Raw genomic sequence first — 17,690 nt, forward strand, 5'->3', positions numbered from 1 at the left:
CGCCTCGACCGGCCGGGACCCGATCGGAGCAGTCCGGGTCAGTGCCCGGTGAGCGGGGCGAGCAGACGGGCGGCGAGCGAGGGACGGCCCGTGGCGCGCTCCTCGGCATCCGCGGCCGCCATGCCGAGCAGGCCCAGGTTCGCGCCGGCGAAGCGCAGCGGCTCGGGCTCCCACGCGGGGGACTCGTGCCCGACCCACGGCAGCGCCGTGAGGTCCGAGTCGGCGCCCGTGACGAGCGCCGCGAGCGTGCGCCCGGCGAGGTTCGTCGTGCCGACGCCGTCCCCCACGTAGCCGCCGGCGGATCCGACCCGCGAGGACGGGTCGAACCCGACGCTCGCGTGCCAGTCGCGCGGCACGCCGAGCGGGCCGCCCCACGTGTGCGTGACGGCCGCCTCCGCCGCGTCGGGGAACAGGTCGAGGAGCGTCGACCGCAGGTGCGCGAACACGCCGTCCACGCGGTCGTACTCGTCGCGGATCGCGGAGCCCCAGTGATACCGCGCGCCGCGCCCGCCGAACGCGAAGCGGTTGTCGGCGGTGCGCTGGCCGTAGACCAGCAGGTGCCGGTAGTCGGTGAAGGTCTGGCCATGCGCGATGCCGGCGGCGTCCCAGAAGCCGTCGTCGAGCGGCTCGGTCGCGATCATCAGCGAGTACAGCGGCAGGATCCGCCTCCCGATGCCGGGCAGGCGCGATCCGTACGCCTCGACGGTCAGCAGCACGGACCCGGCACGCACGCGCACCGGGCCGTCGGGGGTCTGCGCCACGACGACGCCGCGGCCCCAGGCGGTCGCGGCGGTCTGCTCGAAGATCCGCACGCCGCGCCGCTCGACCGTCTCGGCGAGGCCGCGCACGAGCGCCGCGGGCTGGATGCGCGCGCAGTCGGGCGTGAACGACGCCGCGATCGCGGCGGGCGGGTGGGCCCGGTCGGCCAGGTCCCAGTACTCGTACGCATCCACGCCGAACGCCGTGTGCGCGTCGACCTCGTCCCGCGCCGCGCGGCGCTGCACCTCGCTCGTCGCGTACGCGATCGTGCCGCCCTTCGCGAAGTCGCAGTCGATCCCCTCCGCGGCCACCACCCGGCCGACCTCGTCGACCGTCTCGACCATCGCGCGGCGCATCCGGCGGGCGGCGTCGACGCCGTAGGCCTTCACGAGCGACGACGTCTCGCGCGGGAACAGCGCCGAGCACCAGCCGCCGTTGCGTCCCGACGCGCCGTAGCCGGCGATGTCGCGCTCGAGCACGACGATCCGGAGGGACGGATCCTGCTCCGTGAGGTAGTACGCGGTCCACAGCCCCGTGAGTCCCGCGCCGACGATGCACACGTCGGCGTCGAGGTCTCCCGGGGCGTGCGTCCGCGGGGCGAGGTCGTCGCGCCCGGAGGTCGCGAGTGCGTCGAACCAGAACGAGGTCTCGCGGTACGGGCGGGCGGGCATCAGAGCTTCGCGGACGCCTCGGACAGCACGCCGCGCAGGATCTGCGTGATCTCGTCGAACTCGCGCGGGCCGCAGGTCAGCGGCGGAGCGAGCTGGATCACGGGGTCGCCGCGGTCGTCCGCGCGGCAGTACAGGCCCGCCTCGAACAGCGCGCGCGACAGGAAGCCGCGCAGCAGGCGCTCCGACTCCTCGTCGTCGAACGTCTCCTTGGTCGACTTGTCCTTCACCAGCTCGATGCCGAAGAAGTACCCGTCGCCGCGCACGTCGCCGACGATCGGCAGGTCGAGCAGGGTGTCGAGCGAGGCGCGGAACACGGCGGAGTTCGCGCGGACGTTCTCGTTGAGCCCCTCGCGCTCGAAGATGTCGAGGTTCGCCATCGCGACCGCGGTGGACACGGGATGGCCGCCGAACGTGTAGCCATGCAGGAACGACGTGGCGCCCTTCGAGAACGGCTCGTAGACCCGGTCGCTGACGATGGTCGCGCCGAGCGGCGAGTACCCGCTGGTCATGGCCTTGGCGCACGTGATCATGTCGGGCACGTAGCCGTACGCGTCGCACGCGAACATGTGGCCGATCCGGCCGAACGCACAGATCACCTCATCGCTGACCAGCAGCACGTCGTGGCGATCGCAGATCTGCCGCACGCGCTCGAAGTAGCCCTCGGGCGGCGGGAAGCACCCGCCCGAGTTCTGCACGGGCTCGAGGAACACCGCCGCGACGGTGTCGGCCCCTTCGAACAGGATCATCTCCTCGATCCGGTCCGCCGCCCAGATCCCGAACTCCTTCTCCGTGCCGGTGAAGCCCATCTCGTCCGCGCGGTAGTAGTTGGTGTTCGGCACCCGGAAGCCGCCGGGCGTGAGCGGCTCGTACATCGCCTTCATGCTCGGGATGCCGGTGATGGCCAGGGCGCCCTGGGGCGTGCCGTGGTAGGCGACCGCGCGCGAGATCACCTTGTGCTTCATCGGCTTGCCCTGCAGCTTCCAGTAGTGCTTGGCCAGCTTGAACGCGGTCTCCACGGCCTCGCCGCCGCCCGTGGAGAAGAACACGCGGTTCAGGTCGCCCGGGGCGTAGTCGGCCAGGCGCTCGGCCAGCTCGATCGCGCCCGGATGCGCGTAGCCCCAGATGGGGAAGTACGCGAGCTCGGCGGCCTGCTTCGCCGCGGCCTCGGCGAGCTCCCGGCGACCGTGGCCGGCGCCGACCACGAACAGGCCCGAGAGGCCGTCGAAGTAGCGCTTGCCACGGCTGTCCCAGATGTGGTTGCCGTCGCCCTTCACGATGATCGGGACGTGCCCCGCCTCGAGCGCCGACTGGCGCCCGAAGTGCATCCAGAGATGGTCGGCGGCCTTCGCGTTGAGCGCGTCGGTGTCGTATGCGGCGATCGTGCGGGTGTCGGTCATCGGATCCTCCTCGGATGCCTCAGCGGGTGCCCCAGTCGTAGAGCTGCTTGCGGAGCTTCAGGTAGACGAACGTCTCTGTGGATGCGACGCCGTCGAGCGTGCGGATCCGGTCGTTGAGCACGTCGAGCAGCTTCTCGTCGTCCTCGCACACGACCTCGACCAGCAGGTCGAAGCTGCCCGCCGTGAGCACGACGTAGTCGACGGCGGGGATCTCGGCGATCTCGTCGGCCACCGTGCGGGTGTCGCCCGACACGCGCACGCCGATCATCGCCTGGCGCAGGAAGCCGAGCTGCAGCGGATCCGTCACCGCGACGATCTGCATCACGCCCGAGTCGATCAGCCGCTGCACGCGCTGGCGCACCGCCGCCTCCGACAGACCGACGGCCTTGCCGACGTCGGCGTACGAGCGGCGGCCGTCGACCTGCAGCTGCTCGATGATCGCCTTCGAGGTGTCGTCGAGAGGGGATCGTCCGTCGCGCGCGCTCATATGCTCATATTGTCAGTCTCGCGGTGCCGGGACAAGGGAATCCGCAGATGCGTCTGTTCGCAACTGTCGAAAACGTCCGTCAAGGCGTCATCCGCCCGCAAGCGTCTGGGCGATCCCGGACCCCTCGCCCGTGCGCTTCGCCGCTCGGTTCAGGATCAGGGCGACGAGTCCCAGCGCCACGAGCGTCAGCAGCAGCATCAGGGTGGACACGGCCGCGATCTCGGGGCGCAGCGTCGACCGCAGGGACGCGAACACGTACACGGGCCAGGGCGTCGCCCCGGCCACCGACACGAAGCTCGACAGCACGGTGTTGTCGAGACTCAGCGTGAACGACAGCAGCGCGCCCGAGATCACCGCGGGTCGCATCAGCGGGAAGGTGATCGTCCAGAACCGCTGCGCCGGCGGGGCGCCGAGATCCGCGGCGGCCTCCTCGAGCGACTCGTCGAGCCCCGCCATGCGGGCGCGCACGATGAACGTCACCACGGCGCACGCGAACAGCGAGTGCGCGATCACCAGGCGCACCTGTCCGAGGTTGAACCACCACAGGCCCCAGTCGGCGCCGAGCGTGACGAACCAGGGGAGGAGCGAGACGGCGTTGACGATCTCGGGCGTCACCATGGCCAGTCCCAGCAGCGCGACCAGCCACGCGGTCCAGCGCCCGCCGCTGCGGGCGAGCGCCACGCCCGCGAGCGAGCCGAGCGCGGCCGACACCAGGGCGGATCCGACCGCGGCCGCCAGGGACACCTGGATCGTCGAGATGATGGTCGGGTTCGCGAGGGCGTTCGCATACGAGTCGAGGCCGAAGCCCTGCCACGACTGCAGCTGGCGACCGGTGTTGAACGAGTACGCCACGATCACCAGCACGGGGAAGAACAGGAACAGCAGCCCCGCGATGCCCCACACGCCCAGGAGGGCGTCGCCGACCGGGGCACGTCGGCGCGCGGCGGGCGCGCTCTCGCGATCGGCGCTCCCGGGATCGGACGTCGCCGGGTCCGTTCTCATCACCGGGATCGTCAAGGTCGGATTCGTCATCGCGTCCCCTCCTCGATCGGCCCGATCGCGCGTGCCCGGGCGATCGCGGCGCCGAGCGCCTTGAACAGCAGCGCGAACACGACCACGACCAGCAGGATCGCCAGCATCAGGATGATCGCCATCGCCGATCCGAGCGCCCAGTTCTGCGCGCGGTTGAACTGGCCGGCGACCATCTGGCCGACCATGCTTCCCGATGCGCCGCCCAGGACGCTCGGGGTGATGTAGTCGCCCATCAGCGGCACGAACACGAGCAGCATGCCGGCCAGGACGCCCGGCATCGCGAGCGGCACGGTCACGCGCCGAAAGCTCGACCAGGCGCTCCCGCCCAGATCGCGGCTGGCCTCGAGGAGGCGGTGGTCCATCCGCTCGAGCGAGACGTACAGCGGCAGGATCATGAGCGGCAGGTAGTTGTAGACCACGCCGAGCTGCACCGCCTGCGGGGTGTACAGGACCTCGAGCGGGCCGTGCAGCACGCCGATGCCGTTGAGGAAGCCGGACAGGAACCCCTCCGGGCTGAGCGTGATCTGCCAGCCGATGGTGCGCACCAGGAAGTTCGTCCAGTACGGCACGAGCACCAGCGCCAGCACGACGCCCCGCGCCCGCGCGCTGAGCTTCACGGCCATCCAGTAGGCGATCGGGAACCCGATCAGCACGCACAGCGCCGTGCCGGTGACGGCGATCAGGGTCGTGCGCCCGAACGTCGAGAGGAACGCGGGATCGAGCGCCTCGACGTAGCGGCCGAGCGAGAGGACGTCATTGGCGTGCGTGACGTACAGGCTCGGCTTGTGGCCGAAGCTGTACCAGAGGATCACGCCGAACGGCACGACGAAGAAGAGCACGAGCCAGGCGGCGAGGGGCAGGGCCAGCAGCCCCGCCGCGCCCCGCCGGCGCCCGCGGCGGGGCGGAGCCGGCTCGGCGCGCGAGCCCGGCTCCGACGCCGTCGCGGCGAGCGCGGTCACTGCCCCGCCGCCGCCGTGAGCTCGTCGTACGTCTCGACGAGCGTCTGCTCGGCGTCGGTCAGGGCGGGGAAGACGAGCTTCGCGCTCTGCTCCTCGGAGAAGAAGATCAGCTCGGGCAGCTCGACGCCCGCCTCCATCGCGGCCTCGGCGATGCCCGCCAGACCCGTGTGGTAGCCGTTGTAGGCGAGCTCCGCGAGCGACTCCTCGGGGTCGAGCACGTAGTCGATGAACGTGTGGGCGGCCTCGATGTTGGGCGACCCCTTCACGATCGCCCAGTTGTCCTGGAACAGCGCGCAGCCCTCATCCGGGAACACGAAGCGGTAGCGCTCGGGGTCGGAGTTGCCGAGGATGCCCTGGCGGGCATCGCCGTTCCACGCCTGCGCGAGCACGCGGCCGTTCTGCGCGATGGTGCCCGACGGATACGACTCGAACGCCTGGATGTGCGGCGCGATCTTCTCCAGGATGAACGTGCGATACGCCTCCAGATGCGCGGGGTCCGTCGTGTTGATGTCGATCCCGTTCGCCAGGAAGTACGCCCAGGCGAGCTCGCCCGGATCCTCGAGCAGCGACAGGTGGCCGCTCGCCTCCTTCTGTGCGGCATCCCAGAAATCCGCCCAGCTGGTCAGCTCGCGCGTGATCGCCGTGGTGTCGTAGACGAAGCCGGACGATCCCCAGGCCTTCGGGACGGAGTACTCGTTGCCGGGGTCGAAGTCCTGGTCCATGTACGTCGGGTCCAGGTTCTTCATATTGGGCAGCTGGGAGTGGTCCAGGGGCTCGAGCAGCCCGGCCGCCACCATCTGCGGGATGAACTGGTGCGTCGGCACGACGATGTCGTAACCGCTCGTGCCGCTCGCGGCCACGAGCTTCGCGATCATCTCCTGGTTGGAGCCGTAGCTGTCGAGGGTGATCGTCGCGCCGCCGTCCACGGACGCGAACGCCTTGAGCACCTCGGGGTCGTCGTACTCGCCCCACGTGTAGATGTTCAGCCCTCCCGTGCCGCCGCCTCCGCCGCCGCTGCCGGACGGCCCGGGAGCGGCGCACGCCGCCAGGGTTGCCGCGGTGCCGAGGCCGACGAGGCCGCCCAGGAACGATCGGCGCGACAGATCGCGGGTCATGAGCTCGGGGAGCAGGATGCGCATGGGTTCGGTCATGGTCATTCGCTTTCGGTGGGCGGGACGGGCGCGGCGGGGAACAGGTGGACGTCGGCGGGGGACCAGCGGCAGTGCACCGCGATGCCCGGGGTCGTGGGGACGTCGGCGTCGCGCGGTGCGCGGGCGACGATCTTCATGCCGTCGGCGGTGATCGTGATGATCTGCAGGGAGGCGCCGAGCCGGCTGACGCTCATCAGGGTGGACGGGATCTCGTTGGGCCCGCCCTCGGGCGACCGCACGACGCGGACGTTCTCCGGACGGACCGCCGCCTCGACGGCCGTTCCCGCGCTCACGGACCCGACGGGCTCGCGCGAGGACACGACCGTCCCCGCCGGGGTCTCGACCGACCACGCGCCCGGTCCGCCGGCGAGCGTGCCGGAGAAGAAGTTCTGCTGGCCGATGAAGCCGGCCACGTACGCGCTCGCCGGGGCGTCGTACACGTCGGAGGGGCGCCCGATCTGCTCGAGGCGGCCGTGATTCATCACGGCGACGCGGTCGCTCATGGTGATCGCCTCCTCCTGGTCGTGCGTGACGAACACGAAGGTGGTGCCCAGCTGCTGCTGCAGCAGCTTGAGCTCGATCTGCATCTCCTCGCGGAGCTTGCGGTCGAGGGCCGACATCGGCTCGTCGAGCAGCAGCACGGCGGGGCGGTTCACGAGGGCGCGGGCGAGCGCGATGCGCTGCTGCTGGCCGCCGGACAGCTGGGCGGGCATCCGATCGGCGAAGCCGGACATCCGCACCATCGCGAGCGCCTCGGCGACGCGTTCGCGGATCTCGGCCTTCGGGATCCGGCCGTAGCGCAGGCCGTAGGCGACGTTCTGCGCGACCGACAGGTGGGGGAACAGCGCGTACGCCTGGAACACCGTGTTCACCGGGCGCTTGTGCGGCGGCAGCGCCTGCACGTGCCTCTGGGCGATCGAGATCGAGCCGGCGTCCGGGTACTCGAAGCCGCCGATCATCCGCAGCGTCGTCGTCTTGCCGCATCCGGATGGCCCGAGCAGCGACAGGAACTCGCCCGCGTCGACGTGCAGGTCGAGGTCGCGCACCGCGTAGCTGCGGCCGTACACGCGCGAGACCCCCGAGAGCGTGACCTCGCCGGCCCTCGCCTCGTCCACCAGATGCGTCGTCGTCATGTCTTCCCTTCTCAGGCGGCCGCGGCGGCTGCGGTCGATGCGGCCTCGTGCACCACGCGTCCGCCGATCAGCGTGTACGCGACGCTCGCCTCCGCGATGCGCGCGACCGGTGCGGCGAAGACATCGCGGTCGAGGATCGCGAGGTCGGCGTCGTATCCCACCGCGATGCGTCCCGCGCGGTGCTCGACGGCGTTCGCGTACGCACTGCCCGCCGTGTAGCCCAGGATCGCGTCGGACAGCGACAGGGCCTGCTCGCCGAGGAACGCGGGCGCGTCCGATCCGGACGCCGCGCGGGTGACCGCGGTGTGGATGATCTCCAGCGGGTCGGCCGTGCTGACGGGCCAGTCGGAGCCGAGCGCGAGCGTCGCGCCCGCGCGCAGCAGGCTCGCGAACGGGTACTGCCAGGCCGATCGGCGCGGCCCGAGGAACGGGATGCAGAGCTCGTCCATCTGCTTCTCGTGGCGGGCCCACAGCGGCTGGATGCTCGCGATGGCGTCCGCGGCGGCGAAGCGGGGGATGTCGTCCGGATGCACGACCTGCAGGTGGGCGAGGACGGGACGGACCATGTCGCCCGTCGCCTCGATCGCGTCGAGCGCCTCGCGCACGGCGCGGTCGCCGAGCGAGTGGTAGTGGACGCGGAAGCCGGCGTCGGTGAGCGCGCGGCTCGCCTCCGCGAGCAGCCCCGGCTCGACGAAGCTCCTGCCGCGCTCGCCGCTCGGGCAGCCGCACGCGTCGAGATAGGGCTCCAGCATCGCGGCGGTGAAATTCTCGGGCACGCCGTCCTGCATGATCTTGACGCTGCCGGCGTGGAAGCGCCGCCCCGGTGCGGCGTCGCGCAACGCGACGAGGTCGGCGATCTGCTCGAGGCCGCGGGTGCGCTCCCACCACAGCGCACCCACGACGCGCGCGAGCAGCCGCCCGTCGGCGTCGAGCCGGCGGTACGACGCGAGGTTGTCGAGACCGCGGTCGCCCGCCTCGACCATGGCGTCCTGCCAGGAGGTGACGCCCCACGCGAGCAGCTGACGCTGGGCGAGCAGGAAGCCCTCGTCGACCTGCGCATCGGTGAGCGGCGGCACGTGCGCGGAGACGAGTTCCATCGCGCCCTCCTGCAGGCACCCGACCGGATCACCGGAGGCGTCGCGCTCGATCCGCCCGGAGACCGGATCCGCCGTGTCGCGCGTCACGCCGGCCAGCTCCAGCGCGCGCGAGTTCACCCACGCGCCGTGGCCGTCGCGGTTCGGCAGGTACACCGGGCGGTCGGGCACGATCCGATCGAGCAGCTCCCTGGTGGGGATGCCGCCCGGGAACAGGTCCATGCCCCAGCCGGCGCCCGTGATCCACTCGCGCTCGGGGTGGGCGTGCGCGTAGGCCGCGATGCGGGCCAGGTAACCCTCGACCGTGTGCTCGGGCGTCAGGTCGCACGTGATCAGCGCGTTGCCCGCGTGGTGCGGGTGGATGTGCGAGTCCTGGAACCCCGGAAGGACGAGGCCGCCCGCGGCGTCGATCGTGGCGGTCGGCCGGGAGCCCAGGGCATCCACCTGCTCGGAGCCGATCGCGGCGATCCGGCCGTCGACGAGCGCGACGGGCGCCTCCTGGACGTGGCCGTCGAGGAAGAGCCGTCCACCGGTGATGAGCATCGCGTCGGGCGAGCGATCGTCGTGCATGCGTGGCCTCCCGCGCGGGCACAGGGGTCACGAGCCCGCGGTAGGGACGATCCTGGCGCGGCGACGGCGGCCGGCGGAAGACCGTCCGGAGGAGATTTACATGTTCGAAACGACATTGGAACGCCCCGATCGCAACGGAAACGCTCGCGGATCCGGCACAACGCGACGGATACCGTCACAGAGCCGCACCGGTGTGCGTGGCCTGGAGCGCGAGGTGCGCGTACGGTCCGGGCGGCTTGTACGACGCGGCTCGGCGCTCCGCCGCGCGCCCGCGGTTCCCGGGGGAGGATGGAGGCATGACCGCCTTCTCGTATCGGATGCGCGACCGCGTGATCCGGGATCACACCGTGACCGTGCCGCTGGACTGGTCCGCTCCGGACGACGGGCGCACCATCGAGGTCTTCGCGCGCGAGGTGGCGCACGTGGCCCGGCAGGATGCGCCCATCCTGGTGTTCCTGCAGGGCGGGCCCGGCGGCACGGGGCCGCGCCCGATGCCCGGCGGCGGCGACTGGATCGAGGAGGCGCTCAAGACCCACCGGCTGCTGCTGCTCGATCAGCGCGGCACCGGCCGGTCCACGCGCGTCGAGGCCGCGTCGATCGCGGGCATGTCCGCGGACGAGGCCGCCGACCACATCCGGCTGTTCCGCGCCGAGCAGATCGTCGGCGACCTCGAGCACCTGCGTCGCGCCGTGTTCGGGGGCACGCGGTGGCAGACGCTCGGTCAGAGCTACGGCGGGTTCCTGACGCTGACGTACCTGTCGTTCCACCCCGAGGCCGTGTCGGCCGCGTACGTCACGGGCGGTCTGACGTCGTTCGAGCCGGACGCGACGGACGTCTACCGCCGGACGCTCCCCCGCGTCGCGGACAAGACGGCCGAGTACCACCGCCGCTACCCGCAGGACGCCGAGGTGATCGCGCGCGTGGTCGACATCGTGGAGGGCTCGGATGTGCGCCTGCCCGGCGGCGATCGCCTCACCGCCCGCCGCCTGCAGACGCTCGGGATCGAGTTCGGCATGAAGCCCGGCTTCGAGTGGGTGCACTGGCTGTTCGACGAGGCGTTCGCGGCTCCCGGGCGCCTGAGCGACCACTTCCTCGCGCAGGTCGACGCCGGCACCCAGTACTGGGGTGGCCCGCTGTACGCGCTGCTGCAGGAGGAGATCTACGCCGGCGGTCCCGGCGCCACGGCGTGGGCGGCCGAGCGGGTGCGCGCCGAGCTCGGCGGCTTCGCGCCGGACGCGGCGCCGATGCCGTTCACGGGCGAGATGTTCTTCCCGTGGATGTACGACGAGATCGCGTCGCTGCGCCCGTTCCGCGACGCCGCGCACGCGCTCGCCGAGCGGGAGGATCATCCGGCCCTCTACGACGCCGCGCAGCTGCGCCGCAACGAGGTGCCGATCGCCGCCGCGATGTACTTCGACGACATGTACGTCGATTTCGGCTACGCGCAGCAGACCGCCCGCGAGGTGCCGCACACCCACCTGTGGGTCACGAACGAGTACGAGCACGACGGCCTGCGCCAGGACCCCCGTGTCATCCGCACGCTGATCGACCGCGTGGTCGCCGAGGGCGGGCCGCTGGCCTGACCGGCTTCAGGGGCGCTTCCGCTCGAGCGTGAGGTGCGTGGTGCCGCTCGGGGTCGTGATCGCCGCGACGTCGTACCGCGCCTCGAGGGCCTCGAGACCGTCCCAGAGCCGCACGCCGCGGCCGAGCAGGATCGGCACGACCGCGATGTGCGCGTGATCCACCAGCCCGGCGGCGAGGTAGTCGCGCAGCATGCTCGGTCCGCCGCCGATGTGGACGTCGAGGTCGCCCGCCAGCTGCCGCGCCTCCGCGAGCGCGTCCTCGGGCGACGCATCGCGGAAGTGGAACGTCGTCTCGCCGAGCGTGAGCGGATCGCGCGGGCGGTGCGTCAGCACGATCACCGGCGTGTGGAACGGGGGCTCCTCGCCCCACCAGCCGCGCCAGTCCGGGTCGTCCTGCCATCCGGGCGGGCCGTACTTGCCGGCGCCCATGATCTCGACGCCGATGCCCCTGCCCCACTGCGACGCGAACGCGTCGTCGGGCGCGGTCGCCGGATCGACGTCCCTTCGCTCGCGCTCGCCCGTCTGCGCCCGGAACGTCTCGGTCGGGAAGAACCAGGTGTGCAGCCGCTCGCCCGCGTGGCCGAACGGCTCCTGGAGCGAGAGGCCCTCGCCCGTGCCGAAGCCGTCCAGCGAGACGGAGAAGTTGTGTACGCGGACCCGTGACATGAATGCTCCTCGGCTCGGCCGGTCGTCCCGTCCGCGAGGCTACGCCGTCGCGGCCGCGCTCCGCGAGGAGATCAGTCTTCGCGAGGGTGGATGCCGCGACGTCCTCCTCTGGAGCGCGGATCTCCTCGCGACGGGATCCGGATCGGCGCGAACGACGAAGGGCCCGTCCAGGAGGACGAGCCCTTTCGCGTGAGAGGAGCGGATCAGTCGTTGCCGCGCAGGAGCGCGATCACGCGCAGGATCTCGACGTAGATCCAGACGACCGTCGCGACGATGCCGAACGAGGCCTTCCAGCCGAGCTTGCGCGGCGCGCCGTTGCGGGCGCCGTTCTGCACGAACTCGAAGTCCATGACGAGCATGTACGCCGCGAGCAGCACCGCGAAGATGCCGATGATCACGCCGAGCGGGATGCCCATGATCTCGACCGAGCGCATGCCCCAGGCGAGGTCGCTGAACGGGCCGCCGAAGACCATGAAGCCCACGTTCAGCAGGCTGAAGGCCAGGTAGCCGAGGCCGGCGATCAGGACGATCTTGGTCATGCGCGGCGACGTGCGGATCCTGCCGCTCGCGAACAGGGCGAGCGTCACGCCCACGACCGCGAGCGTGGCGAGCGTCGCCTGCATCACGATGCCGGGGTAGACCATCTCCATGATCAGCGAGAACGCGCCGACGAACAGGCCCTGCGCCGCCGAGTAGGCGAGCACGAGAGCCGCGCCGGGCATGCGCGTGAACGAGTTCACGAGGCCGAGGACGAAGCCGACGAGCGCGCCGACGATCGCGATGCCCATGCCCATGCCGGGGTTCACGCTGGTGGCGAACCAGCCCACGGCGGCCGCGACGACGAGCACGGCGAACGTGCCGAGCGTCTTGTGGATCGTGTCCTCGACCGTCATCCGGCCGGTGTCGACGGCGTCCGCCGAAGGGGCCGAGTACAGGCCCTCGAGGCTCTCGGCGGGGGGCGGCACGAGGCCGGACGTCTGCCGGCCCGCGGCCGGGCCGCCGGGGTAGGTCTGTGCCGCGTACGACGGCGCCTGCGGCGGTCGCGTGGACGTCTGGAAGGCGGGGTCCGTGAATCCCAACTTGGCCATGATGGTCGACTCCAAAGGTTGCGGGACAGCACTGTCGGGCGCTGTTGGTCAACACTACCCACGGATTCTTATGCCTGCGCTGGGATTCCGGCCCCACGGCTACGCCGCGGGCGAACGGCTCGGGGCGGCCGCGGACGGATTCCGTAGGGTGTCTGCATGCCTCGCCGCCTCCCGCTCGTGATCGGCCACCGCGGTGCGCCCGGGTACCGGCCCGAGCACTCGCGCTCGTCGTATGACCTCGCGCTCGAGCTCGGCGTCGACGCGGTCGAGCCCGATATCGTCGCGACGCGCGACGGCGTGCTCGTCGTGCGGCACGAGAACGAGATCTCGGGCACGACGGACGTCGCCGACCATCCCGAGTTCGCGGACCGGCGCACGACCAAGACGGTCGACGGCGTGAAGCTCACCGGCTGGTTCACGGAGGACTTCACGTGGGACGAGCTGTCGACGCTCGCCACGCGCGAGCGGATCCCCGACATCCGGCCCCGCAGCGCGACCTTCGACGGCGCGCAGCCGATGCTGCGGCTCACGGACGTGCTCGACCTCGTGCGCGCGGGATCGCTCGCGCAGGGACGCGAGATCGGCGTCGTGCTGGAGATCAAGCACGCCACCTACTTCTCGCAGGCCGGGCTCGACCTCGTGCCGATGATCCTCGCCGACCTGAAGGCCACGGGCTGGGACACGGGCGACCTGCCGCTCGTGGTCGAGTCGTTCGAGTCGACCGTGCTGCATCGCCTGCGCGAGCGCGGGCTGCCCGCGACGTACATCTACCTGCTCGAGGCCAAGGGCAGGCCGTTCGACCTCGTGGCCGCGCAGGGTGACGCAGCTCCCTCGTATCCCGAGACCGCCGAGCCGCGCGGCCTCGACCGGCTCATCGGGAAGGTCGACGGGATCAGCGTGGACAAGCGGATGATCCTCGCGCCGGATCGCCTCGGGCGCGCGACCGGCCCTTCGCCCGTCGTGGCCGATGCGCACGCGCGCGGCCTGCAGGTGTTCACGTGGACGTGCCGTCCGGAGAACGCGTTCCTCGTGAAGGACTTCCGCGGCGCCGGGGGCAAGGCCGCGTTCGGCGACTACGAGGCGGAGTGGGACGTCATCCGCCGATCCGGAGTCGACGGGGTGTTCGTCGACCACCCGGATCTCGGGGTCGCCTTCTTCCGGGAGTGAGCGTCCCGGCTTCATGTCAGACCTCCGCCGTAGACTCGGAGGTGCAATGAGCGACTCCTCCACGCCCCTGATCGTCCCCGCCGGAACCGGCCCTCGCGGCCCCCAGGGCGGGGCCTTCGACGACCTGCTCGAGGGGCTCAACCCGCAGCAGCGCCAGGCCGTCGAGTACCGCGGGCAGGCGCTGCTGATCGTGGCGGGCGCGGGCTCCGGCAAGACCCGCGTGCTGACGCACCGGATCGCGTCGCTGCTGCGCACGCGCGAGGCGTGGCCCAGCCAGATCCTGGCGATCACGTTCACCAACAAGGCCGCGGGCGAGATGCGCGAGCGCGTCTCGCAGCTGGTCGGCGACAGCGCGCGCGGCATGTGGATCTCGACGTTCCACTCGGCGTGCGTGCGCATCCTGCGGCGCGAGGCCGACCAGTTCGGCTTCACCAAGGCGTTCACGATCTACGACTCGGGCGACTCGCGCGCGCTGATCAAGCGCCTGGTCAAGGAGCACGAGGCCGACGCGCTCGGCCTCACCCCCGCGGCCGTGCAGTCGAAGATCTCCAAGCTCAAGAACGAGCTGCAGGATGCCGACTCGTACGCCCGCGACGCCAACATGAACGATCCGGTCGAGCGGATGTTCACGGACCTGTTCCGCGCCTACCAGCGACAGCTGCAGCGGGCCAACGCGTTCGACTTCGACGACCTGATCGGGCAGACGGTCTACCTGTTCCGCGCGTTCCCGCAGGTCGCCGACGTGTACCGAAAGCGGTTCCGGCACATCCTGGTCGACGAGTACCAGGACACCAACCACGCGCAGTACGCGCTGATCCACGAGCTCACGAAGCCCGTGTCGTCGTCGACGGACGTCGGCGGCGGCATGCTCGCGCTGATGGACGAGGCCGAGGGCGCGTCGCTCACGGTCGTGGGCGACTCGGATCAGTCGATCTACGCGTTCCGCGGCGCGGACATCCGCAACATCACCGAGTTCGAGCGCGACTACCCGGGCGCGAAGGTCGTGCTGCTCGAGCAGAACTATCGGTCGACGCAGAACATCCTGACCGCGGCGAACTCGGTCATCCGGAACAACTTCGATCGCAAGGACAAGCGCCTCTGGAGCGACCAGGGGGACGGCGAGAAGGTCATCGGCTTCACCGGCTACTCGCAGCACGACGAGGCGCAGTTCGTCGCCGACGAGATCGAGCAGCTGCGCCGCACGGGCGTCGACTACGCGCAGATGGCCGTGTTCTACCGGACCAACTCGCAGTCCCGCGCGCTGGAGGAGATCTTCATCCGCGCCGCCGTGCCGTACAGGATCATGGGCGGCACCAAGTTCTACGAGCGGCAGGAGATCAAGGATGCGCTCGCGTACCTCGTGAGCGTCGCCAACCCGGCCGACGAGATGGCGCTGCGCCGCATCATCAACCGGCCGCGCCGCGGCATCGGCGACGTGTCCGTCGAGACGATCTCGTCGTTCGCCGAGGCGCACGGCATCTCCTTCCGCGACGCGCTGGGGCACTACGCCGACCTCGGGTTCGGGCCCAAGATCCAGGGGGCGATCGCGCACCTGCACGGCGTGCTGGTCGAGGCGCAGGAGATCCTGCTGCCGTCGAACGGCGAGATCCCGCCGCCCACCTCGGTCGCCGAGGGGCTGCAGGTGCTGCTGAACCGCAGCGGCTACATGGACGCGCTGCGCGCGAGCCGCGACCCGCAGGACGAGGCGCGCATCGAGAACCTCGACGAGCTGGTCGCGGTGACGCGCGAGTTCGCCCGCAACAATCCGGACGGCACCGTGCTGGACTTCCTCACGACCGTCGCGCTGGTCGCCGACAGCGACGACCTCGACGACGCGTCCGGATCCGTGTCCCTCATGACGCTGCACACCGCGAAGGGCCTCGAGTTCGACGCCGTGTTCCTCACGGGGGTCGAGGAGGACCTCATCCCGCACCGCATCTCGGCCAACGAGCCGGGCGGCCCGCAGGAGGAGCGGCGCCTGTTCTACGTCGGCATCACGCGCGCCCGCAAGCGCCTGTACATGTCGCTGGCCATGACCCGCGCGCAGTTCGGCGAGGTCTCCGCCGCGATGCCGAGCCGGTTCCTGCAGGAGATCCCGGCCGACCTGATCCACTGGCGCCAGTCGCCCGGCGACGTGAACGGCCGCGGCGGCTCGCAGTCGCGCGCGCTGAACGCGCGGCGACCGGGCTCTCCGGATCGGTGGGGCGTGAGGCCGCTGGGCCCGAGCCTCACGCCGAAGTCGACCGCCATGGACAAGTTCCCCGGCATGGTCACGAACAAGGTGCGCGACAACGGCGATCTCGAGCTCGCGGCGGGTGACCGCATCCGACACGACGACTTCGGCGAGGGCCGCGTCGACGCCGTCACGGGCGAGGGGGCGAAGCGCATCGCCCACGTCCGCTTCGACAGCGCGGGCCCCAAGAAGCTGCTCATCAAGATCGCCCCGATCGCGAAGCTCTAGGGCGGAGTCTCCGCGAGCCGAAGCCGCTGTCCAGCCCAGGACACCCTTGTGCCGCCCACGTAGGCTGGGCGCATGGGACTGTTCTCGCGGAAGAAGAAGGACGACGACCAGACGGCCGCCGAGGTCTCCGCGGAGCAGCCGCCCGTCGAGGCCGAGACGCCGCGGCCGGATGCGCGCGCGGGCGTCGCGCGGGATGACGTCGCGCAGGACGACGTCGTGCAGGCCGACGCGGCGGCTCCGGGGGAGACCCCGGTCGAGCCCGCGCCGCAGGTGGGCATCTCGATGTCGTCGTTCCGCGGACTGGGCGGCGAGGCCGGGCCGCAGGTGGCGCAGCCGCCGGCTGACCGGCCGCAGCGCGACCCGCGGATCCCCACCCCGAACGACACCCTGAAGCCCGGCACGGCGCCCTCCGCACCGGCTCCCCGCGAGCTGCCGCTCGCGCCCGCCGCGCCGCCGGAGCAGCTCGAGACGGTCCCGGGCCTGCGCGACAACGCGCTGCTGCGCGACGCGCTCGCCGCTCTCCCCGAGCAGGCGACGGGCGCGCAGCTGCTCGGCGTCGTGCGGCAGCTCATGCAGGGTCACCTGTTCCTGCGCGTGCAGGGCAACGCCCGCGAGCAGCTCGCCGAGGGCAACGGCCGCCTGTCGTTCGGCATCGCGCGCGACGGCGACAAGACGTACATGCTGGTTTTCAGCTCGGGCAAGGCGCTGCACGACGCCGTGCGCGCGGACGGCGACGCCAGCACCTCCGCGGTGGGCCAGCCGGTCGCGTCGATCCTGAGGCACCTGGTCGACCAGGACTTCGCGGGCCTGATCGTCGACAACAACTCCGCGCCGAACCGGGCCGTGCTGCCACGCGAGGTGCTCGAGCGGGCGCTCGGACAGGCCGATCCCGGCATGCGGCTGAAGGCCGCGCTCGCGGCCCCGCGCGAGGCCGACACGCCGCACCGCATCGCCGCGCTGCTCGCCGAGGGCGTTCCGCTGTGGGTCGCGATCGGCAAGGCCGCCGAGGGCAGCACGCAGCCCGGGATCGCCGAGGCGCGCCTGGCGAACGGCACGCGCCTGCTGCAGGTGTTCTCGCACCCGCTGGAGGTCGCAGCCCAGGGCCGCGAGGAGCGCGCGCTGCCGCTCACCGCAGCGAAGATCGGCCAGGTGCTGCGCGACCACGAGGCGGTCGGCGGCATCATCCTGGACCCGGCGGGCCCGCTCATCACGCTCACGCGCGACGAGCTCGCCCCCGTCATCGCCCTCGCGGGAGAAGCCGACGCCGCGGACGCCACCCCGCAGCCGGCCGAGCCGGCCCCCGACGCGGCGGGCCCGGACGACCGCGACTGACCCGCTCCCCTCCTCCTCTCTCGAGAACACGTCCTCTCAACGAGCACACGCCGAATTCGCGCGTGTGATGTCTCAGGACATCGGTGACGGAACTGCATCAGGACATCGGTGACGGTTCCTGCATCAGGACATCGGTGACA

General features: G+C 71.4%; 14 protein-coding genes. 4 read left to right on the plus strand and 10 right to left on the minus strand.

The window, feature by feature from the left end:
- Positions 1 to 38: 38 nt before the first annotated feature.
- The 8 genes from AAD528_RS14540 to AAD528_RS14575 all read right to left on the minus strand — a co-directional run bounded on the left by AAD528_RS14540 (position 39) and on the right by AAD528_RS14575 (position 9,253).
- Positions 39 to 1,430 carry an NAD(P)/FAD-dependent oxidoreductase gene (locus AAD528_RS14540; RefSeq protein WP_345752793.1) on the minus strand — a complete coding sequence of 464 codons (1,392 nt, stop codon included), beginning with the start codon at positions 1,428 to 1,430 and terminating at the stop codon, positions 39 to 41.
- On the minus strand, positions 1,430 to 2,827 hold the full coding sequence (locus AAD528_RS14545) for an aspartate aminotransferase family protein (protein WP_345752794.1): 1,398 nt from the start codon (positions 2,825 to 2,827) through the stop codon (positions 1,430 to 1,432). Before AAD528_RS14545 ends, AAD528_RS14540 begins: the two co-directional genes overlap by 1 nt.
- Before the next feature lie 19 nt (positions 2,828 to 2,846).
- Entirely contained in the window at positions 2,847 to 3,314 is a 468-nt protein-coding gene (locus AAD528_RS14550; protein WP_345752795.1) for an Lrp/AsnC family transcriptional regulator, read from the minus strand.
- An 87-nt stretch (positions 3,315 to 3,401) separates the two neighbouring features.
- A complete protein-coding gene (locus AAD528_RS14555) occupies positions 3,402 to 4,346 on the minus strand; it encodes an ABC transporter permease (RefSeq protein ID WP_345752796.1) in 945 nt (314 codons plus the stop codon).
- Complete coding sequence (locus AAD528_RS14560; RefSeq protein WP_345752797.1) at positions 4,343 to 5,305, minus strand: ABC transporter permease; 963 nt, start codon at positions 5,303 to 5,305, stop codon at positions 4,343 to 4,345. The genes AAD528_RS14555 and AAD528_RS14560 overlap by 4 nt, the downstream gene beginning before the upstream one ends.
- Positions 5,302 to 6,456: a polyamine ABC transporter substrate-binding protein gene (locus AAD528_RS14565; protein ID WP_345752798.1), complete on the minus strand. Its 1,155-nt coding sequence runs from the start codon at positions 6,454 to 6,456 to the stop codon at positions 5,302 to 5,304. Before AAD528_RS14565 ends, AAD528_RS14560 begins: the two co-directional genes overlap by 4 nt.
- A gap of 2 nt (positions 6,457 to 6,458) precedes the next feature.
- Positions 6,459 to 7,589, minus strand: coding sequence for an ABC transporter ATP-binding protein (locus AAD528_RS14570; RefSeq protein WP_345752799.1), 1,131 nt, complete (start codon positions 7,587 to 7,589; stop codon positions 6,459 to 6,461).
- A gap of 11 nt (positions 7,590 to 7,600) precedes the next feature.
- Positions 7,601 to 9,253 carry an amidohydrolase gene (locus AAD528_RS14575; RefSeq protein ID WP_345752800.1) on the minus strand — a complete coding sequence of 551 codons (1,653 nt, stop codon included), beginning with the start codon at positions 9,251 to 9,253 and terminating at the stop codon, positions 7,601 to 7,603.
- 296 nt (positions 9,254 to 9,549) lie between these two features.
- Here AAD528_RS14575 and AAD528_RS14580 point away from each other — a divergent pair, with 296 nt between their 5' ends.
- Positions 9,550 to 10,836 (plus strand): alpha/beta fold hydrolase, encoded by a 1,287-nt coding sequence (locus AAD528_RS14580; RefSeq protein WP_345752801.1) that lies wholly within the window; start codon positions 9,550 to 9,552, stop codon positions 10,834 to 10,836.
- 6 nt (positions 10,837 to 10,842) lie between these two features.
- Here AAD528_RS14580 and AAD528_RS14585 read toward each other — a convergent pair whose 3' ends face one another.
- Both AAD528_RS14585 and AAD528_RS14590 read right to left on the minus strand, forming a co-directional pair.
- Positions 10,843 to 11,502 (minus strand): dihydrofolate reductase family protein, encoded by a 660-nt coding sequence (locus AAD528_RS14585; protein ID WP_345752802.1) that lies wholly within the window; start codon positions 11,500 to 11,502, stop codon positions 10,843 to 10,845.
- 203 nt (positions 11,503 to 11,705) lie between these two features.
- Positions 11,706 to 12,590 (minus strand): Bax inhibitor-1/YccA family protein, encoded by an 885-nt coding sequence (locus tag AAD528_RS14590; RefSeq protein WP_345752803.1) that lies wholly within the window; start codon positions 12,588 to 12,590, stop codon positions 11,706 to 11,708.
- Between the two features lie 156 nt (positions 12,591 to 12,746).
- Here AAD528_RS14590 and AAD528_RS14595 point away from each other — a divergent pair, with 156 nt between their 5' ends.
- The 3 genes from AAD528_RS14595 (at position 12,747) to AAD528_RS14605 (ending at position 17,550) form a co-directional block, all read left to right on the plus strand.
- Positions 12,747 to 13,757 carry a glycerophosphodiester phosphodiesterase family protein gene (locus tag AAD528_RS14595; RefSeq protein WP_345752804.1) on the plus strand — a complete coding sequence of 337 codons (1,011 nt, stop codon included), beginning with the start codon at positions 12,747 to 12,749 and terminating at the stop codon, positions 13,755 to 13,757.
- Positions 13,758 to 13,803: 46 nt separating this feature from the next.
- On the plus strand, positions 13,804 to 16,218 hold the full coding sequence (locus tag AAD528_RS14600; RefSeq protein WP_345752805.1) for an ATP-dependent helicase: 2,415 nt from the start codon (positions 13,804 to 13,806) through the stop codon (positions 16,216 to 16,218).
- Between the two features lie 72 nt (positions 16,219 to 16,290).
- The gene (locus AAD528_RS14605) at positions 16,291 to 17,550 is read left to right on the plus strand and encodes an SseB family protein (protein WP_345752806.1); all 1,260 of its coding nucleotides are present in this window, start codon (positions 16,291 to 16,293) and stop codon (positions 17,548 to 17,550) included.
- The last annotated feature ends 140 nt before the right edge of the window (positions 17,551 to 17,690 follow it).

This window comes from Microbacterium rhizophilum (genome assembly GCF_039605615.1).
Classification (GTDB): domain Bacteria; phylum Actinomycetota; class Actinomycetes; order Actinomycetales; family Microbacteriaceae; genus Microbacterium; species Microbacterium rhizophilus.